This window comes from Rhodococcus sp. 06-1460-1B (genome assembly GCF_002258475.1).
Lineage (GTDB): Bacteria > Actinomycetota > Actinomycetes > Mycobacteriales > Mycobacteriaceae > Rhodococcoides > Rhodococcoides fascians.
In genome coordinates this window covers 47,407-62,308 of sequence record NZ_NOYS01000030.1, presented here as the reverse complement: position 1 = coordinate 62,308, position 14,902 = coordinate 47,407, and the positions used below count along the sequence as shown (strand labels likewise).

Genomic DNA, 14,902 nt, shown 5'->3' with positions numbered 1-14,902 from the left:
AACTTCACTGGCACGAACGTTATGGGGGCGATCGACCAGATTCAACGCAACGCGCCGTAAACCTGAACCTAAAGTTGAGGTTGAGACTATTCCGTTACCCGTCGGTGGCCTTGAAGTCGTCCGGCGACACCGATTCGAGGAATTCCTTGAACTTCTCCACCTCATCCTCACGCTCGTCCGGCATCAGCAGGCCGGCCTCGGCGAGCACAGGCTCCTCCGCATAGATCGGAACTCCGGCACGGAGCGCGATGGCAACCGAATCCGACGGCCTCGCCGACACGCGGATGTCCTTGTCGAATACGAGATCGGCGTAGAAGGTGCCTTCCTGGAGGTCCACGATGCGCACCTCCTTGAGCTCGTGCCCCAACGCAGAGATCAGGTTCTTCACCAGATCGTGCGTCAGCGGCCGAGCCGGCTGCACACCTTGCTGCTCCAAAGCTATTGCGGCAGCTTCGGTTTGGCCGATCCAAATCGGGAGGTACCTATCTCCGTCGGATTCACGCAGCAGCAACACGGGCTGGTTCTGCGGCTGTTCGACACGAATACCGACCACACGCATTTCACTCATCGTGTCCACCTCACACCTCGAGAAATCTTCGCTGGTCGTCGCTGGTCCAGCTCACCAGAACCGAGTCTATTGGAATCCGAACCGGCGCGAGCGAACCTCACCGGTCGAGCGCACCACGCACCGCTGCTTTGACCAGACACGTATGCAAGGTCAACGACAGAGCTGCCAATTCCCGGATCATCTCTTCGGCACGATCACGTGCACCGGCATCGCGCCCCTTGGCGACCGGCCCGGCGATCTGAGCGACGAGACCCGCTTCGCGGTCCGCCGCGAGCTTGAACGCACGGAGGTGACGAACCTCGAGCCCGAACTGCAACATCGCGTGCGCGGTACGAGCGAGCGTGACGGCACCGTCGTCGTAGAACCCGGCCTGCCCGGGCGTGATCAGGCCGCTCCGTAGCAACTCGGTCAGGAAGGCGTCGTCGATGCCGGCCTGGGCCAGTAGATCTGCCTTGCTGATGCGGACCTCGCGATCGGGTAGGAACTCCTCCGGCGAGACTTCACCGGCCGCGATCGTCAGCGACCGCGGGCGCTTGACCGAGGCGTCTGCTCTCTCGACGGTTGCAACTCCGTGGTCGATCGCTTCGAGTTGTTCCTTGATCACCTTCAGCGGTAGGTACTGATCACGCTGAGCGGTGAGCACGAACCGCAGCCGTTCGCAGTCCGCGATCGAAAAACGCCGATAGCCCGACGGAGTGCGCTCCGGAGAGATCAGACCCTCGGCTTCGAGAAATCTGATCTTCGAGATGGTCACGTCGGGAAAGTCGGGCCGGAGTCGATCGAGGACGGAGCCAATCGACATCCCCCCGCTGGACTGCTGCCCGACGGCGGTCACTGGCTTCCTGCACCCGCAGACGACTCGCCGACTGCAGATCCGTTGCCGCCACGCGGCCCGGTGAGGAAGACCAGACGGAACTTGCCGATCTGCACCTCGTCACCGTTGGCCAGCACGGCGGAGTCGACCGGCTCGCGGTTGACGTAGGTGCCGTTGAGGCTGCCCACGTCGACGACCTGGAAGTCGTCCTCGTCCTGGCGGAACTCTGCATGTCGACGGCTCACGGTGACGTCGTCGAGGAAGATGTCGCTGTCGGGGTGACGACCGGCCGACGTGGTCGGCTGGTCGAGCAGGAATCGGGATCCGGCGTTGGGACCACGCTTGACGACGAGCAGGGCAGCTCCGACAGGCAAGCCCTCGACACCCGATACCGGAGCTTCGGTGCTCTGGGCGGTAGCGGAGTTGTCCAGCTCCTGGAGGAAATCGGCGCGGAAGACCGAGGTGGTCTCGGCCGGCGACTCCCCGTAGTTGCTGTCGTTGTCGTTCTGGCTCACCGTTACTCCTTCTCAGTCCGTTGACCCGGGCAACGATCACCTCGGGTAACGCAGTACATGGTCTTCACTTCTGGTTCTGCTGGCGTTCGGTGGTGCGTTTCGGTTCCTCGGTGCGTGGCGGACCACTCACCATGCGCGACCTTCGCCCCGACAGGCTGTTCGCTCGGTGTCGACCGTACCCTGCGCGCCGAGGACCTGTGGTCGGTTGGCCGGTGTGTACGGCCCTTCGTCACTCAGCTGTGATGAGAGCATATCCGGCGGCATCGAGCATCGGTGCCAGCGCCGCGTCCAATGCCTCCGAGGATGCGACCTCGAGCTCGATCAGCCACCCGCCGGTGTACGGTCCGGAGTTCACCTTCTCGGGTTCGGAATCCAGATCTTCGTTCACGGCAACGACTTTGGCCGTGAGAGGACTGAACACGTCGGACACGCTCTTGGTCGATTCCACTTCACCGAGAGACTCGCCCGCGGCGACGCTGTCACCGATCGCCGGAAGCTGAACGAACACGACGTCGCCCAACTGAGTCTGGGCGTAGTCGGTGATACCGATTCGAACCGTCGCAGGCCCCGTCCGCTGCACCCACTCGTGCTCGGGGGTGTAAAGCAGATCAGCTGGTGTGTCGATGTCGCTCAACGCGGCATTCCCTTCCATCGTGGCCCGGGGCGAGCGGGCGATCAGTTTCCGGGCTGAGCGTATTGACGTGGGCGCGGATCTCGCAAGGCGGAGACCGTGACCTGGTCCGATCGCTCGACTCGCGAGCTCGCCCCGTTGCGAGCGACCGTGTCGATCACCCCTCCCGGAATGTTCAGTGCAGCTTCCAGAGTCGCCGGATCTCCGATGGCAGTGAAGGTGTAGGGAGCGCGTAGTTCTCGGCCGTCCACCACGACTCGGCCGGCCGGTCCGGCCATCCACGAATCCACACCGATGCGGACTGCGACCCCACCACCGTCGATCTGCAACGCCTCGGCACCGGCGGCCCGCAGCTCCTGCAACGCGTCGAGCAGAACCTCTGCTCCGACGCCGGCGTCGGTGTCGTCGATCGTCAACGTGACGCCGGGTCCTCGGGCCGCCACGGTGCCGATCTGAATGGACAACGCGGACAGTCGTTCCTGGGCTTCCGCCACCGCGGCGTCCGACCCGGAACCGGACTGCCGGAGGGTGGCGAGCGTGCCCTGAAGCGCGCTGATCTCGTCGCGGATCGACGCCTCGCGTCGCGTCAGGGAGTCCAACACCACCAACAGGTCCTCGGGCCGCGAATTCTCCAGATTGCCCGACGTGCTCGTTTCGCGCACCTGTGTCGCGATTCCGATTCCGAGGGCACACATCAACACGAGAGCGAGAATGCCGAACCACGTGCGCTGTCCACGTCGGGTGCGCCGACCGTGCCGTGCGGGGCCCGCGTTCATCGGTCAGGCACCGAAAAGCCGTCGGCGCAACGCAGCGGCGTTGCCGAAGATACGTATTCCGAGCACGACGACGATGGCGGTGGACAGTTGCGTTCCGACTCCGAGCTGATCGCCGAGCCACACGATGAGCGCCGCGACGAGGACGTTGAAGACGAAGGACACGACGAACACCTTGGCGTCGAAAATGCCGTCGAGAAAGGCGCGCACGCCGCCGAACACTGCATCGATAGCGGCCACGACGGCGATCGGCAGGTATGGGGCGACGACTGCAGGAACTCGAGGCCCGGCGACGAGACCGATCACGACTCCGACGACGAGCGCGACCAATGCTGCGAGCGCGAATCCGGCGCGGCCGGTCGCGGCGGGCTCGGTGCCGCCGGGCACCTCGGGACCGGGGCTGCCGGAGTCGGATGGCTCGACGTCCGGGACGTCACTCGCCGTCATCGTGGGGCCACCTCCTTCGCCTCGAACGACTCCCTGGCGACGGCCGGCCCGAACTCGAGATCGGTGGCCGGCCGTACCGAGAAACCGACACCGTAGAGCTGAGCGACCGTGCTCATGCGCAGGTACGCATCGCTGACGGCGAACTGCACCTGAATGCGCTGCGGTGGACCGATCGCATCGATGTCGTAGGGCGAGGTGATCGGGCGATTGTCGAGCAGCATCGCGCCGCCTGCCTGTCTGATCGTCACGTTCGGCCCGACTCGATTGCCGTCGACGGACACCGCTTCGGCACCGCTGGCCCACAAGGAGTTGACGACGGCAGCGATGTCGCGGTCGAGAACGGTTGCGCCGGAACCGGTACGGACCGATCTGTCGGATGCACCGCCTGCGGCAGGTTCTGTCACCACGACCGACAAGCCGGGACCGGTCACCGAGTCGATACCGGCAGCCGACTCGACCGCATCGAGACGGTCCAGGAGCTCGCTCCCGGCAGCATCGGACTGGAGCGCGCGATCACGCTCGGTCGATACCTGCGCTGCGAGTTCGTCCCTCGTGACGTCCAGTTCGGCTTCACGCTCCTGGGCAGCACGCACTGCAGCAGAGGCGTCGGCGCTGGCCCGGTCGATCTCCGCCGCGTCCGAGGCCAGCTGCGACATCGCGACCCCGAAGACCACTCCGACAGCGACGGCACCGGTGATCAGCCAGAGGACAGGCGGCACTCTCGGGTTACGCACGTGGTGCGCCGACCGTTCGACGGCAGCGGCTGCGTAACCCGGATCGAGGTGATCCGTCAACAGCGATGTGAGCAGTGACGGAGTCGGGTTCCTCTTCGGTCGTGCTGGTGGCTGCACCGTCACCTGCCCGGTGCGGAGGTGGGCGCGATCGCTCGCGCGACGGCCACTGCCTTGCCGAGGTACAACGCACCGGTCCACGTGTACAGCACCGTCCCCCAGATCAGGAGCGCGTAACCGAGGGGCCCAGCGGCGTCGACCACAGAACCGGTGCCCACGGAGACCAACAGCACCGGCAGCGCGATCATGACCACGAACGTGGCGGCCTTCCCGAGATAGATCACGTCCGGAGGCGGGAGGGAGCGACGTCGGTAGACGAACATGGTCAGGCCGAGAACCGCGTCTCGCCCGATCAGGATGGCAGCGACCCACCACGGGATGATGCCGCGCACCACGAATGCGACCAGAGTGCTGACGACGTACAGGCGATCGACGAGCGGGTCGAGAATCGCCCCCAGCCGCGACGACTGCCCGAGCAAACGCGCGAGTTTTCCGTCGAGCCAGTCGGTGCCGCCGCTGACGAGCAGAATGACCAGCGCCCAGCCGTCTGCCTGGGGGCCGAGCAGAAGAAACAAGAACAGCGGAACGCCGGCGAGTCGCACGGCACTGAGCAGGTTGGGAACAGTTGCGATCCGATCCGTTACCTCGAGTTCGCTCTTGTCCGTCACCGCTCACCTCCTGTCGCCTCGGGCGTCGTGGCAGCCGGCGCGAGCGCACCGACGGTTCGAGGCCACGTTAGCGCCACGCGAACACCGGCTGCTCGAAGTCCGCGACCCGGGTGTGTCGACCGCGAAGGACCACTTCACGAAACTGGTGCACGATCGCACCCGTGGGAGCATGGATGGCACCGGTTCGGAACGGCCACCGAATCACGGGTCGGGGCGACTCGGGGATCGTGACGAATTCCGCATCGACATCGAGTTCGGCCTCGGTCACCTCGAACACTTCGGCCACCTCGTCGGCACTGGGCTGCAGCGACGACGAGTACTCGCCCACCCACACCACGAACGGTGTGATGACGTAACCCGAACGGGTGACGTAATCGTCGAGGCGCCCGAGTACCTCCCCCGGGTCGGTGCGGATGCCCAACTCTTCCTGGAGTTCACGCAGGCAGGCCTGTGCCGGGGTTTCGCCCGGATCGACTCCGCCACCAGGAAGCGCGTACTGACCCGGGTGAGCGCGCAATCGGCTCGGCCGTCTGGTCAACAGCAGGCGACGGTCTCCGCGCTCCCCGCCGACCGCCAGAGCAACAGCTGCGTGGCGCAGACCGTCGGCATCTGCTGTCCGAAACTCGAAGTGGCCGAGTGCGCGCTCCATCGAGTCGCGGCCGAGGCAGTCGCTCGACTCGTCGCTACGCGCCATGAGTACCCACCGATTCGATTGCCGTCACGCGGAATCCGCGAGACGCGCGGCCGGAGGAAGGAGCTCGTCGGCGGACGCGGGCCAGGCCAGTGCATGCTCGGCCAACCCGGCCAATTGCTCCACTTGTGTTCGACACCAGGGCGATACATCGATTCGGTCTGCGAGCACGTCGGCCGAGAATTCGGCCCAGGACACCCACCGCGTTTCGTCGACCTCGTCAGGATCCGGGTCGAGTGTCGCGTCGTCGCCGACCGTCACTCGGTAGACGGGGCAGATCTCGTTCTCGACTATCCCGTTGTCCATCACAGCGCGGTACCGAAAATGCGGCAGCACCAGTTCCGCGGACCGGGCCTGCAGACCCAGCTCCTCGCCGATGCGCCGGAGCACTGCCGACTCCAGGTCCTCGCCGGGTGCTGGATGTCCACAACAACTGTTCGTCAACACGCCGGGCCATGTCGTCTTGCTCGACGCCCGTCGCGTGAGCAACACGGCACCGTCCTCACGCACCACGTAGCTGGAGAACGCCAGGTGCAGCGGGGTCTGTTCGGTGTGCACCGTGGTCTTGTCCTGGGTGCCGACGGCGCGGCCTTCGTCGTCGAGCAGCACCACGTGCTGCGCAGGGGATCGATCCATCGTTCCATGCTCCCACGGACGGACGGCCGGTCTAGTGTCGAACCATGGGACAGGACGACAAGGACAAGACAGACGGCGGCACCTCGACCGAACACGACACGGCGGACTCCCCCAAGGGCGGCCGCCCCGGACCGGTGGACGGCGGAGGCGGCGGTGGGATGGCGACACGAGAGAACGCCCCGGAGATCGCCGACGATCAGGAGTGATATTTCCCGGTGCCGTCGCTGTTTGAATCACAGAGATTGCGTCAATACCCCCGATGTTCCCGCGCTGCGCGAGAGCACGAACCTCCATCAACGGAAGGACCTCGATGAGCATCAACGACGACGACATCACTACCTCAGGCGGATCTGCAGGCGAAGGACCCGCCGACGGCGGATCCAATCCCGGCGGACACGACGGCGGAGCAGACGGCCCGGCCGGAGCAGGCGAAGGACCCGCTGACGGCGGATCGAATCCTGACGGACACGACGGCGGAGCCGACGGCCCAGCGGGTGGAGAAGGCCCGGCCGACGGCGGATCCAACCCCGGCGGACACGACGGCGGTGCGGACGGTTCCGCTTGATCATCGAGTCGAACGACGAGCGCGGACCGGGCAACCGGTCCGCGCTTCGTCGTCTCACCGGAATCGACGCCGCCACTTTCGCGAAGCGTCACTGGGGCATAGCACCCAAGTTCACCCGATCTGCCGAACTGTCCGGATCGTTCGAGGATCTGATGACGGTCGACGCGGTCGACGAGTTGATCGCCGAGCGCGGCGTACGCACCCCGTTCGTGCGGATGGCCAAGGACGGCCGCCTGCTGGAGAAGAACAAGTTCACGGGGTCCGGAGGGTTCGGCGCCGAGATCACCGACCAGGTCGATTCCGCGGCGGTTCTGTCGGCCTTCGCGGCCGGCAACACTCTGGTGCTGCAGGGCCTGCATCGCCTGTGGCCGCCCTTGATTGCTTTCACCGGCGAGCTCGTTCGCGAACTCGGCCACCCGGTACAGGTCAATTCCTACGTCACTCCGGCTGCGTCCCAGGGCTTTTCGCCGCATTACGATGTTCACGACGTGTTCGTCGTGCAGATCGCCGGTAGTAAGCGGTGGACGATTCACTCGCCGGTGCATCGCCATCCACTGAACAATCAGCCGTGGTCGGACCGACGAGCAGCAGTGGAACGTCACGCCGACGACTCCCCGGAGTTGGACATCGTGCTCGAGCCCGGTGACGTTCTGTATCTCCCGCGCGGCTGGATCCATTCGGCGCAGGCCCTGGGCGAGACGACGGTGCATCTGACGATAGGCGTCGCGTCGTTCAACGATTACGACATCGCCCATCACACCCTCGGTGCTCTTCAGGACGTCGAGGGACTGCGCGCACCGTTGCCGGCCGGATGGGACCCGACCGACTCCGAGTCCGTTCTCCCCCACGTACGCCGCGTCCTCGGCGACATGCGCCGAGCTCTCGACGAGTTGGATCGAGATCCTGAGGCGCTGCATCAGATCACCGAGCGTGTTGCGAGTCGGTACGACGAGCTGGTTCGACCCGAACCGGTGCGCCCCGTTCGCAGTGTTGCCCAGATGGGCGCGCTGCGGGGTCAGGACTCGATTCGGCTCAGGGCCGGGGTGATCGCGCGAGTGGTGCGAACCCCCGAGTCCGCGGCTGTCGTGCTGCGCGACAAAACCGTGTCGATGCCGCCTCAGTGCGCCGATGCCCTCGAATTGTTGCTCGAAGGATCGCCGTGCCGGTTGGATTCTCTGCCCGGCCTCGACACCGACGATGCTGTCGTGGTCGGTCGCAGGCTCGTGCGCGAAGGCATCGCAGTCACCGCCATCGAGTGATGGCGAGCCCGACCATCAGGTGATGGTCACGCCGCCGTCCACTGCGATGGTCTGGCCCGTCACGTATCCGCCCGCGTCGGACGCGAGCCAGACCGCCGTGGCGGCCAGTTCTTCGGGGTCGCCCTTGCGTCCGAGGATCATTCGGGGAGCCAATGCCTCGAGGTATCCCGGCTGGTAGGAATCGGTCATCTCGCTCTCGAAGAAACCAGGCGCAATAGCGTTGACGCGGATGCCTTTTCGAGCGCCCCACTGTTGCGCGAGGTCACGAGTGAGACCGACGATGGCCGCCTTGCTGGCACTGTAGGCAGCCTGAGGCAGACCGGCGGTGGTGAGCCCCAGAATGCTGGATATGTTCACGATCGAGCTTCCGGGCTGCATCACCCGTCCACACGCCTGAGCGGCCCAGTAGGAGCCGTTCAGGTTGATGTCGATGACAGAGCGGAACTGCTCGGGAGTCTCACGGGTGGCGGGGTACGCCGTGCCGACGCCGGCGTTGTTGATCAGCACGTCCACCTTGCCGAACTCGGCGACGGCGGCCTCGACCATGGCCGTGCACTGGTCGGGATCGACCACATCGGTTGCCACGCTCAGCGAACGCCCACCGACGCTGTCGATCAGTGCGGCAGTCTGTGCCAACTTGTCGACGCGACGGGCGGCCAGCACCACGTCGGCTCCGGCCTCGGCCGCCGCTTTCGCGAAAGACACTCCCAAACCGGACGATGCGCCCGTGACGATGACGACGCGGCCGTCGAGGCGGAATTTGTCCAAGATCGACATGTTCTGAAATCTCCTTGTATCGGGTGTCTCGTGCTCAGAACCAGGCGGGTGACATATCGAGGGTCGTTCGATCGAGAAGCGCCAGCAGATCGAGCTGTGCATCGACCTTCGGTAGCTCGTAGACGAAGAAGTACCGTGCAGCAGAGCGCTTTCCGTCGTAGAAGTCTCCGATTCGGTCTCCCACGGCAAGCAGCTGCTCGAGCCACATCCACGCGATGACCGTGTGGCCCATTGCCTCGAGGTAGGCCGTGGAATTCGCCAACGCCACGGCGGCGTCACCGGTACCCCAGACTGCGGCGGTGACCTCGACGATCCTCGAGAACCTGTTGTTCAGCTCGGTGCCGTACTGCTCGGCCGCTCCCCCGTGAGTCGATGCTCGCGTCACGGTCTCGGCGATTCGCTCGGCGAGCAGCGCCAACCCGGCACCGTTCTGCATGACGACCTTGCGGCCGAGTAGGTCCAAGCCCTGAATGCCGTGTGTACCTTCGTGAATGGGGTTGAGTCGGTTGTCGCGGTAGTGCTGTTCCACGTCGTAGTCGCGGGTGTAGCCGTAACCCCCGTGCACCTGAATGGCAAGACTGTTGGCCTCGAGACACCACTGCGAGGGCCAACTCTTGGCGATCGGTGTCAGTACGTCGAGCAACAGTGTCGATCGAGCTGCGTCGGCGGCGTCCGATGCCGAATCCTGGTGGTCCACCAAACGCGAGCAGTAGAGCCCGAGGGCCAATGCCCCCTCGACATACGACTTCTGCGCCAACAACATTCGGCGCACGTCGGCGTGCTCGATCAATGCGACCGGAGGCGCCGCCGGATCCTTGGCTCCCAGTGGCCGTCCCTGGGTGCGCGTCTTCGCGTACTCGACGGACTTCAGGTAGCCGACGTAGCCGAGTGCGATCGCCAGGAATCCGACGCCGATCCGGGCCTCGTTCATCATGTGGAACATGTACGACAGACCACGGTTCTCCTCCGCGACGAGATAGCCGACTGCCCCGGCTTTCCCACCGGGAGAATGAGTTCCGTCGCCGAACGCGAGCAGAGTGTTGGTGGTACCGCGGTTGCCCATCTTGTGATTGAGCCCGGTCAGCACGATGTCGTTACGTTCGGCGATGCCGCCCTCACCGTTCGGCAGGAACTTGGGAACGATGAACAGCGAGATCCCTTTGACGCCGGGAGGTCCACCCGGCGTCTTCGCCAGAACCAGGTGCACGATGTTCTCGGTCAGTTCGTGATCTCCACCGGAGATCCACATCTTAGTTCCGGTGAGCCGGTAGCTGCCGTCGTCCTGCGGCACAGCCTTCGTGGTGATGTCCGCCAGCGACGACCCGGCCTGCGGTTCGGACAAGCACATGGTGCCGAACCAACGCCCGTCGATCATGGGCCGCACGTAGTCGCGCACCTGCTCCGGAGTGCCGTAGGTGGCGATCAGATTGGCGTTGGCCATCGTCAGGAACGGATAAGACGACGTTCCAGCATTTGCAGCCTGGAAGAACGCCATGGCAGCACGAGAGACGGTGGCGGGCAACTGCATACCGCCGATCGATTCGTCGAACTGCCCGGCGATCAACCCCGCGGCGCGGTACACGTCGAGAGCGGCCTTCACCTCGGGGATCAGCTCCACCGAGCCGTCCCTGTTCATGGTGGGCTCGTGTGCATCGGCCTTCTTGTTGTGCGGAGCGAAATGCTTGTGGGCGATGTCTGCGCTCAGGTCCAGTACCGCATCGAACGTTTCGCGCGAGTGTTCCGCAAAACGTGGCCGCTCCGTCAACGCAACCACATCGAGCCATTCGTACAACAGAAAATCCAGGTCGCGGCGTGAGAGAACGTCCGACATTTCGCTGCTCCGATCGAGAGGGGTGACGCGTGAGCCGACGGCGTGAGCTCTACGAGGGAGCGGCAACCGCGTCGCACGTGACGTGCAACTCACCATACAAGTCGAGTTCGGTCGTCCACATCGAGTACCTACGCCGCCCGGATACACGACGGTTGCCCGGCGTAGCAGCACGCGAGAAAGGTTGAAACACAGACATTTCCGGCCAACTGGACTATGAGCAGCGTCACGATTACCTACTCGGCCACGGGCATATACTTACCTTTGATAACGATATTCGACGTACGAGCACGATGATCCGGCGTCGTCCGGTGCATCGTGGAGGGGAGCGAAGTATGACCCGAACAATCGCCGTGAAAAGCACAGGGGCCGTCGACAGCGAACACGATCGAGACATCCGTCAACGAGACCGTTTCCAGCATCTGCACGACAGCGATCCGGAGTTCCGGGCTGCCGAGCCGGATCGGTCGGTTGCCGACGCGGCTCGTGAACTGGCACCCAACCTCGCTCGCGTGGTTGCCGAGATCATGACCAGGTACGCCGATCGCCCCGCCCTGGGACGCCGCGCGCGCACGATCGAGGACACCGACGGCAGCACTACCGCTCGCTTGCTCCCCCGATTCGACACGGTGACCTACGGGCAGGCCTGGGCCGACGCGGGAGCCTTGGCGTCCGCCCTCGGTCACGACGACGGCGGCATCGCTGCGGGCGACTTCGTGGCCACGCTCGGCTTCGCCGGCATCGACTACGTGATCACCGAACTGGCCACCATCCGTGTGGGCGCAGTCGCAGTTCCACTTCAGGCCGGAGCCACCGCGGGTCAACTGAGGGCCATCGTCGACGAGGTCGAGCCGGTGGTCCTGGCCTCCGACGTGGACAACCTCGCCCTCGCGATGGAGGTCGCCGGTCACTGCCGGTCGATCCGCACAGTGGTCGTACTCGACTACGACGACCGAATCGATGCCGACACCCGCGCGCTGACGTCCGCGCGCGAGGGTGTCCACGGGTCCGGCATTGCTGTTCGACCGCTCACCGAACTGGTGGACGAGGGTTCCCGACTCCCCCAGGTGCCGTTGTTCGACGTCGAGGATCCCGAGCGCCTCGCCGCACTGATCTACACCTCCGGCAGCACCGGTACTCCCAAAGGGGCGATGCATACCGAGCAGATCGTGTCCGGTGCGTGGACCGGGGCCTGGCATCGGACGGGTGCCTCGTCCGAGGGTGTCGACGAGCCGGCTTTTCCCGTCATCACTCTCGACTACCTACCGATGAGCCACCTTGCGGGCCGCGGGCTCGTTTTCTCGACTCTGGCGGCGGGCGGCACGGTTCATTTCGCCGGCTCCAGCGACCTGTCCACGTTGTTCGAGGACTTCGCTCTGGCGCGCCCCACGCTGGCGTTGTTGATTCCGCGGGTGTGCGAGATGATTCGCCACACCGTGCTCGCCGAAATCGATCGTGCGGTCGACGGTACCGATGCGGGCGAACACGAGCAGATTTCGCGAGGCGTGCTCGAGCGCGTGCGGTCCGAGCAGTTCGGTGGACGAATCCTGGCTGCAATGGTGGGCACCGCACCCATCGCCGCCGAGGTCAAGGATTTCGTGACCGACTTGCTCGACGTTCGGGTGCGCGACAATTACGGTTCGACCGAAGCTGGCATGGTACTTCTCGACGGGATCGTCGCGCGGCCACCGGTTCTCGAATACAAATTGGACGACGTGCCCGAACTCGGCTATTTCTCCACCGACACTCCCCATCCACGTGGTGAGCTCCTGCTCAAGACGACGTCGATCATCCCCGGTTACTACAAGCGGCCCGATGTGACCGCAGACGTCTTCGATTCGGACGGGTTCTACCGCACCGGCGATGTCGTGGCCGAGTTGGAACCGGACCGGCTCGCATACGTGGATCGTCGCAAGAACGTATTGAAGCTGGCCCAGGGCGAATTCGTCGCGTTGGCGCGCCTCGAAGCGGTGTTCGGTACGAGCGAGCTGGTGGATCAGATCTTCCTGTACGGCAACAGCCAGCGGTCGTATCTGTTGGCGATCGTCGTTCCTGCCCAAGCGAACTCGACTGCGGGCGCGATCATGGAGTCGTTACAGCGGATCGCTCGCACGGAGTCGCTGAATTCGTACGAGATACCTCGCGAGGTCGTGCTCGAACGCGAGCCCTTCACTCAGGACAACGGTTTGCTGTCGGGTGCCGGAAAGCAATTGCGTCCCAAACTCGTCGAGCGGTACGGCGACGAACTCGAACGTCGCTACGCAGAACTCGAATCGGGGCAGACCGATCGACTGCGTGAGCTCCGGCGTTCCGGTGCCCAGGCACCCGTGCTCGTCACGGTCGGGGACGCCGCCCAGGCTCTGCTCGGCTGTTCGGGCGCAGACATCCGGCCCGATGCCCACTTCACCGATCTCGGTGGTGACTCGTTGTCGGCGTTGACGTTTTCCACATTGCTGCGCGACATCTACGACGTCGACGTCCCGGTCGGGGTGATCACCGGACCCGCCATGGACTTGGCGGCTCTTGCCGACTACATCACGTCCGCGATCGACAACGATTCCGACACAGCGACATTCGCGTCGGTTCACGGACGCGACGCTTCCGTCGCGCACGCATCGGATCTGACCCTGTCGGCATTTCTGGACGCCTCCCTGCTCGATGCCGCTCACCGAATTCCAGGCCCTCGGCCGGTAACGAACACCGTGCTGCTGACGGGAGCGAACGGCTACCTGGGCAGGTTTCTGTGCCTCGAATGGCTCGAGAAGATGGCAGCCGCCGGCGGAAGAGTCATCTGCCTGGTGCGCGGACGCTCCGATTCCGATGCCCGCGCTCGGCTCGACGCCGCCTTCGACAGCGGGGACGCGACGTTGTCCGATCGATACCGCGCCTTGGCCGACGCCGCACTCGACGTGATTGCAGGCGATCTGGGCACTCCCCGGTTCGGGTTGACCGACGATGTCTGGGAAGAACTTTCCCGCCGCGTGGACCGCGTCGTGCACCCGGCAGCACTGGTCAATCACGCGCTGCCGTACGAGCACCTCTTCGGACCGAACGTCGTCGGAACGGCCGAGGTGATCCGGTTGGCCTTGACCGACCACATCAAGCCGGTGACCTACCTGTCGACGGTCGCGGTTGCCGTCGGTGTCGACGACTTCCACGAGAACGGTGACATTCGGGTGGACAGTCCGCAACGAGCAGTCGACGAGTCGTACGCCAACGGTTACGGAAACTCCAAGTGGGCGGGCGAAGTGTTGTTGCGCAACGCTTTCGACGAGTACTCGCTGCCCGTCTCGGTCTTCCGGTCCGACATGATCCTCGCCCACAGCAGATGGTCCGGTCAGCTGAACGTGCCCGACGTATTCACGCGGCTGATCCTGTCGGTGGTCACAACCGGGCTGGCACCGAGAAGCTTCTATGCCACCGACACCGGAGCGCCCACCGACGAGCAGGGCAGGCCACTGGCTCACTACGACGGATTGCCTGCGGACTTCAGTGCAGCGGCCATCACCTCGATCGCGGGCGACGACGTGGCAGGCTACCGAACCTTCGACATCCTGAACCCCCACGACGACGACATATCGCTTGATACGTTCGTCGATTGGCTACGTGACGCGGGCTGCACCATCGAGATCGTCGACGACTACGACGAGTGGTTCGAAAGGTTCAGCGCGGCAGTGCAGGAACTACCGGAGAAACAACGGTCACACTCGTTGTTGCCGTTGATCCACTCCTACGCGCATCCCCAGCACCCGTCGTCGGGGGCAATCCTGCCGGCAGAGGAATTCGCGTCGGCTGTCGGCGATATCCCACACCTGGGGCGAGAACTGATCGAGAAGTATCTGGCCGATCTGGTAGCACTCGGCCTGGTGGCCAAGAGCTGACCGCTACCTGGTGCGGGCCCTTCGGCTCGCACCGGGTAGCCCCGCCCACTACCGCGGT

Annotated in this window: 16 protein-coding genes; 4 read left to right on the top strand and 12 right to left on the bottom strand. The window is 64.8% G+C overall.

Annotated features, from left to right (window positions below):
• Positions 1 to 94: 94 nt before the first annotated feature.
• The 10 genes from CH268_RS16430 to idi form a co-directional block, all read right to left on the bottom strand.
• Positions 95 to 568 carry a bifunctional nuclease family protein gene (locus tag CH268_RS16430; RefSeq protein WP_027497166.1) on the bottom strand — a complete coding sequence of 158 codons (474 nt, stop codon included), beginning with the start codon at positions 566 to 568 and terminating at the stop codon, positions 95 to 97.
• 97 nt (positions 569 to 665) lie between these two features.
• Entirely contained in the window at positions 666 to 1,403 is a 738-nt protein-coding gene (gene ftsR, locus CH268_RS16425; protein ID WP_027497167.1) for a transcriptional regulator FtsR, read from the bottom strand.
• Complete coding sequence (gene garA / locus CH268_RS16420) at positions 1,400 to 1,897, bottom strand: glycogen accumulation regulator GarA (RefSeq protein ID WP_027497168.1); 498 nt, start codon at positions 1,895 to 1,897, stop codon at positions 1,400 to 1,402. The genes ftsR and garA overlap by 4 nt, the downstream gene beginning before the upstream one ends.
• A gap of 229 nt (positions 1,898 to 2,126) precedes the next feature.
• Positions 2,127 to 2,531: a glycine cleavage system protein GcvH gene (gene gcvH, locus CH268_RS16415; RefSeq protein WP_094665335.1), complete on the bottom strand. Its 405-nt coding sequence runs from the start codon at positions 2,529 to 2,531 to the stop codon at positions 2,127 to 2,129.
• A 41-nt stretch (positions 2,532 to 2,572) separates the two neighbouring features.
• Positions 2,573 to 3,304, bottom strand: coding sequence for a DUF881 domain-containing protein (locus CH268_RS16410; protein ID WP_094665112.1), 732 nt, complete (start codon positions 3,302 to 3,304; stop codon positions 2,573 to 2,575).
• 3 nt (positions 3,305 to 3,307) lie between these two features.
• Positions 3,308 to 3,631 carry a DUF1290 domain-containing protein gene (locus CH268_RS16405; RefSeq protein ID WP_205912519.1) on the bottom strand — a complete coding sequence of 108 codons (324 nt, stop codon included), beginning with the start codon at positions 3,629 to 3,631 and terminating at the stop codon, positions 3,308 to 3,310.
• 113 nt (positions 3,632 to 3,744) lie between these two features.
• Positions 3,745 to 4,542 carry a DUF881 domain-containing protein gene (locus CH268_RS16400; protein WP_228139221.1) on the bottom strand — a complete coding sequence of 266 codons (798 nt, stop codon included), beginning with the start codon at positions 4,540 to 4,542 and terminating at the stop codon, positions 3,745 to 3,747.
• 59 nt (positions 4,543 to 4,601) lie between these two features.
• The gene (locus tag CH268_RS16395) at positions 4,602 to 5,207 is read right to left on the bottom strand and encodes a CDP-alcohol phosphatidyltransferase family protein (RefSeq protein WP_094665110.1); all 606 of its coding nucleotides are present in this window, start codon (positions 5,205 to 5,207) and stop codon (positions 4,602 to 4,604) included.
• A 67-nt stretch (positions 5,208 to 5,274) separates the two neighbouring features.
• Positions 5,275 to 5,901 (bottom strand): NUDIX hydrolase, encoded by a 627-nt coding sequence (locus CH268_RS16390; protein WP_441346977.1) that lies wholly within the window; start codon positions 5,899 to 5,901, stop codon positions 5,275 to 5,277.
• 24 nt (positions 5,902 to 5,925) lie between these two features.
• Positions 5,926 to 6,534: an isopentenyl-diphosphate Delta-isomerase gene (idi, locus tag CH268_RS16385; protein WP_032387400.1), complete on the bottom strand. Its 609-nt coding sequence runs from the start codon at positions 6,532 to 6,534 to the stop codon at positions 5,926 to 5,928.
• A 44-nt stretch (positions 6,535 to 6,578) separates the two neighbouring features.
• On the opposite strand from idi, the gene CH268_RS27935 reads away from it, so the two are divergent.
• The 3 genes from CH268_RS27935 to CH268_RS16375 all read left to right on the top strand — a co-directional run bounded on the left by CH268_RS27935 (position 6,579) and on the right by CH268_RS16375 (position 8,358).
• On the top strand, positions 6,579 to 6,740 hold the full coding sequence (locus CH268_RS27935) for a hypothetical protein (RefSeq protein WP_167328012.1): 162 nt from the start codon (positions 6,579 to 6,581) through the stop codon (positions 6,738 to 6,740).
• A gap of 104 nt (positions 6,741 to 6,844) precedes the next feature.
• A complete protein-coding gene (locus tag CH268_RS16380) occupies positions 6,845 to 7,099 on the top strand; it encodes a hypothetical protein (protein ID WP_027497175.1) in 255 nt (84 codons plus the stop codon).
• Positions 7,096 to 8,358, top strand: a complete 1,263-nt coding sequence (locus CH268_RS16375; protein ID WP_094665108.1) for a cupin domain-containing protein — start codon at positions 7,096 to 7,098, stop codon at positions 8,356 to 8,358. Before CH268_RS16380 ends, CH268_RS16375 begins: the two co-directional genes overlap by 4 nt.
• Positions 8,359 to 8,373: 15 nt before the next feature.
• Here CH268_RS16375 and CH268_RS16370 read toward each other — a convergent pair whose 3' ends face one another.
• The gene (locus CH268_RS16370; protein WP_027497177.1) at positions 8,374 to 9,135 is read right to left on the bottom strand and encodes an SDR family NAD(P)-dependent oxidoreductase; all 762 of its coding nucleotides are present in this window, start codon (positions 9,133 to 9,135) and stop codon (positions 8,374 to 8,376) included.
• Between the two features lie 34 nt (positions 9,136 to 9,169).
• The gene (locus CH268_RS16365) at positions 9,170 to 10,966 is read right to left on the bottom strand and encodes an acyl-CoA dehydrogenase (RefSeq protein ID WP_032408240.1); all 1,797 of its coding nucleotides are present in this window, start codon (positions 10,964 to 10,966) and stop codon (positions 9,170 to 9,172) included.
• Positions 10,967 to 11,298: 332 nt separating this feature from the next.
• Here CH268_RS16365 and car point away from each other — a divergent pair, with 332 nt between their 5' ends.
• Positions 11,299 to 14,844, top strand: a complete 3,546-nt coding sequence (gene car / locus CH268_RS16360) for a carboxylic acid reductase (protein WP_094665106.1) — start codon at positions 11,299 to 11,301, stop codon at positions 14,842 to 14,844.
• The last annotated feature ends 58 nt before the right edge of the window (positions 14,845 to 14,902 follow it).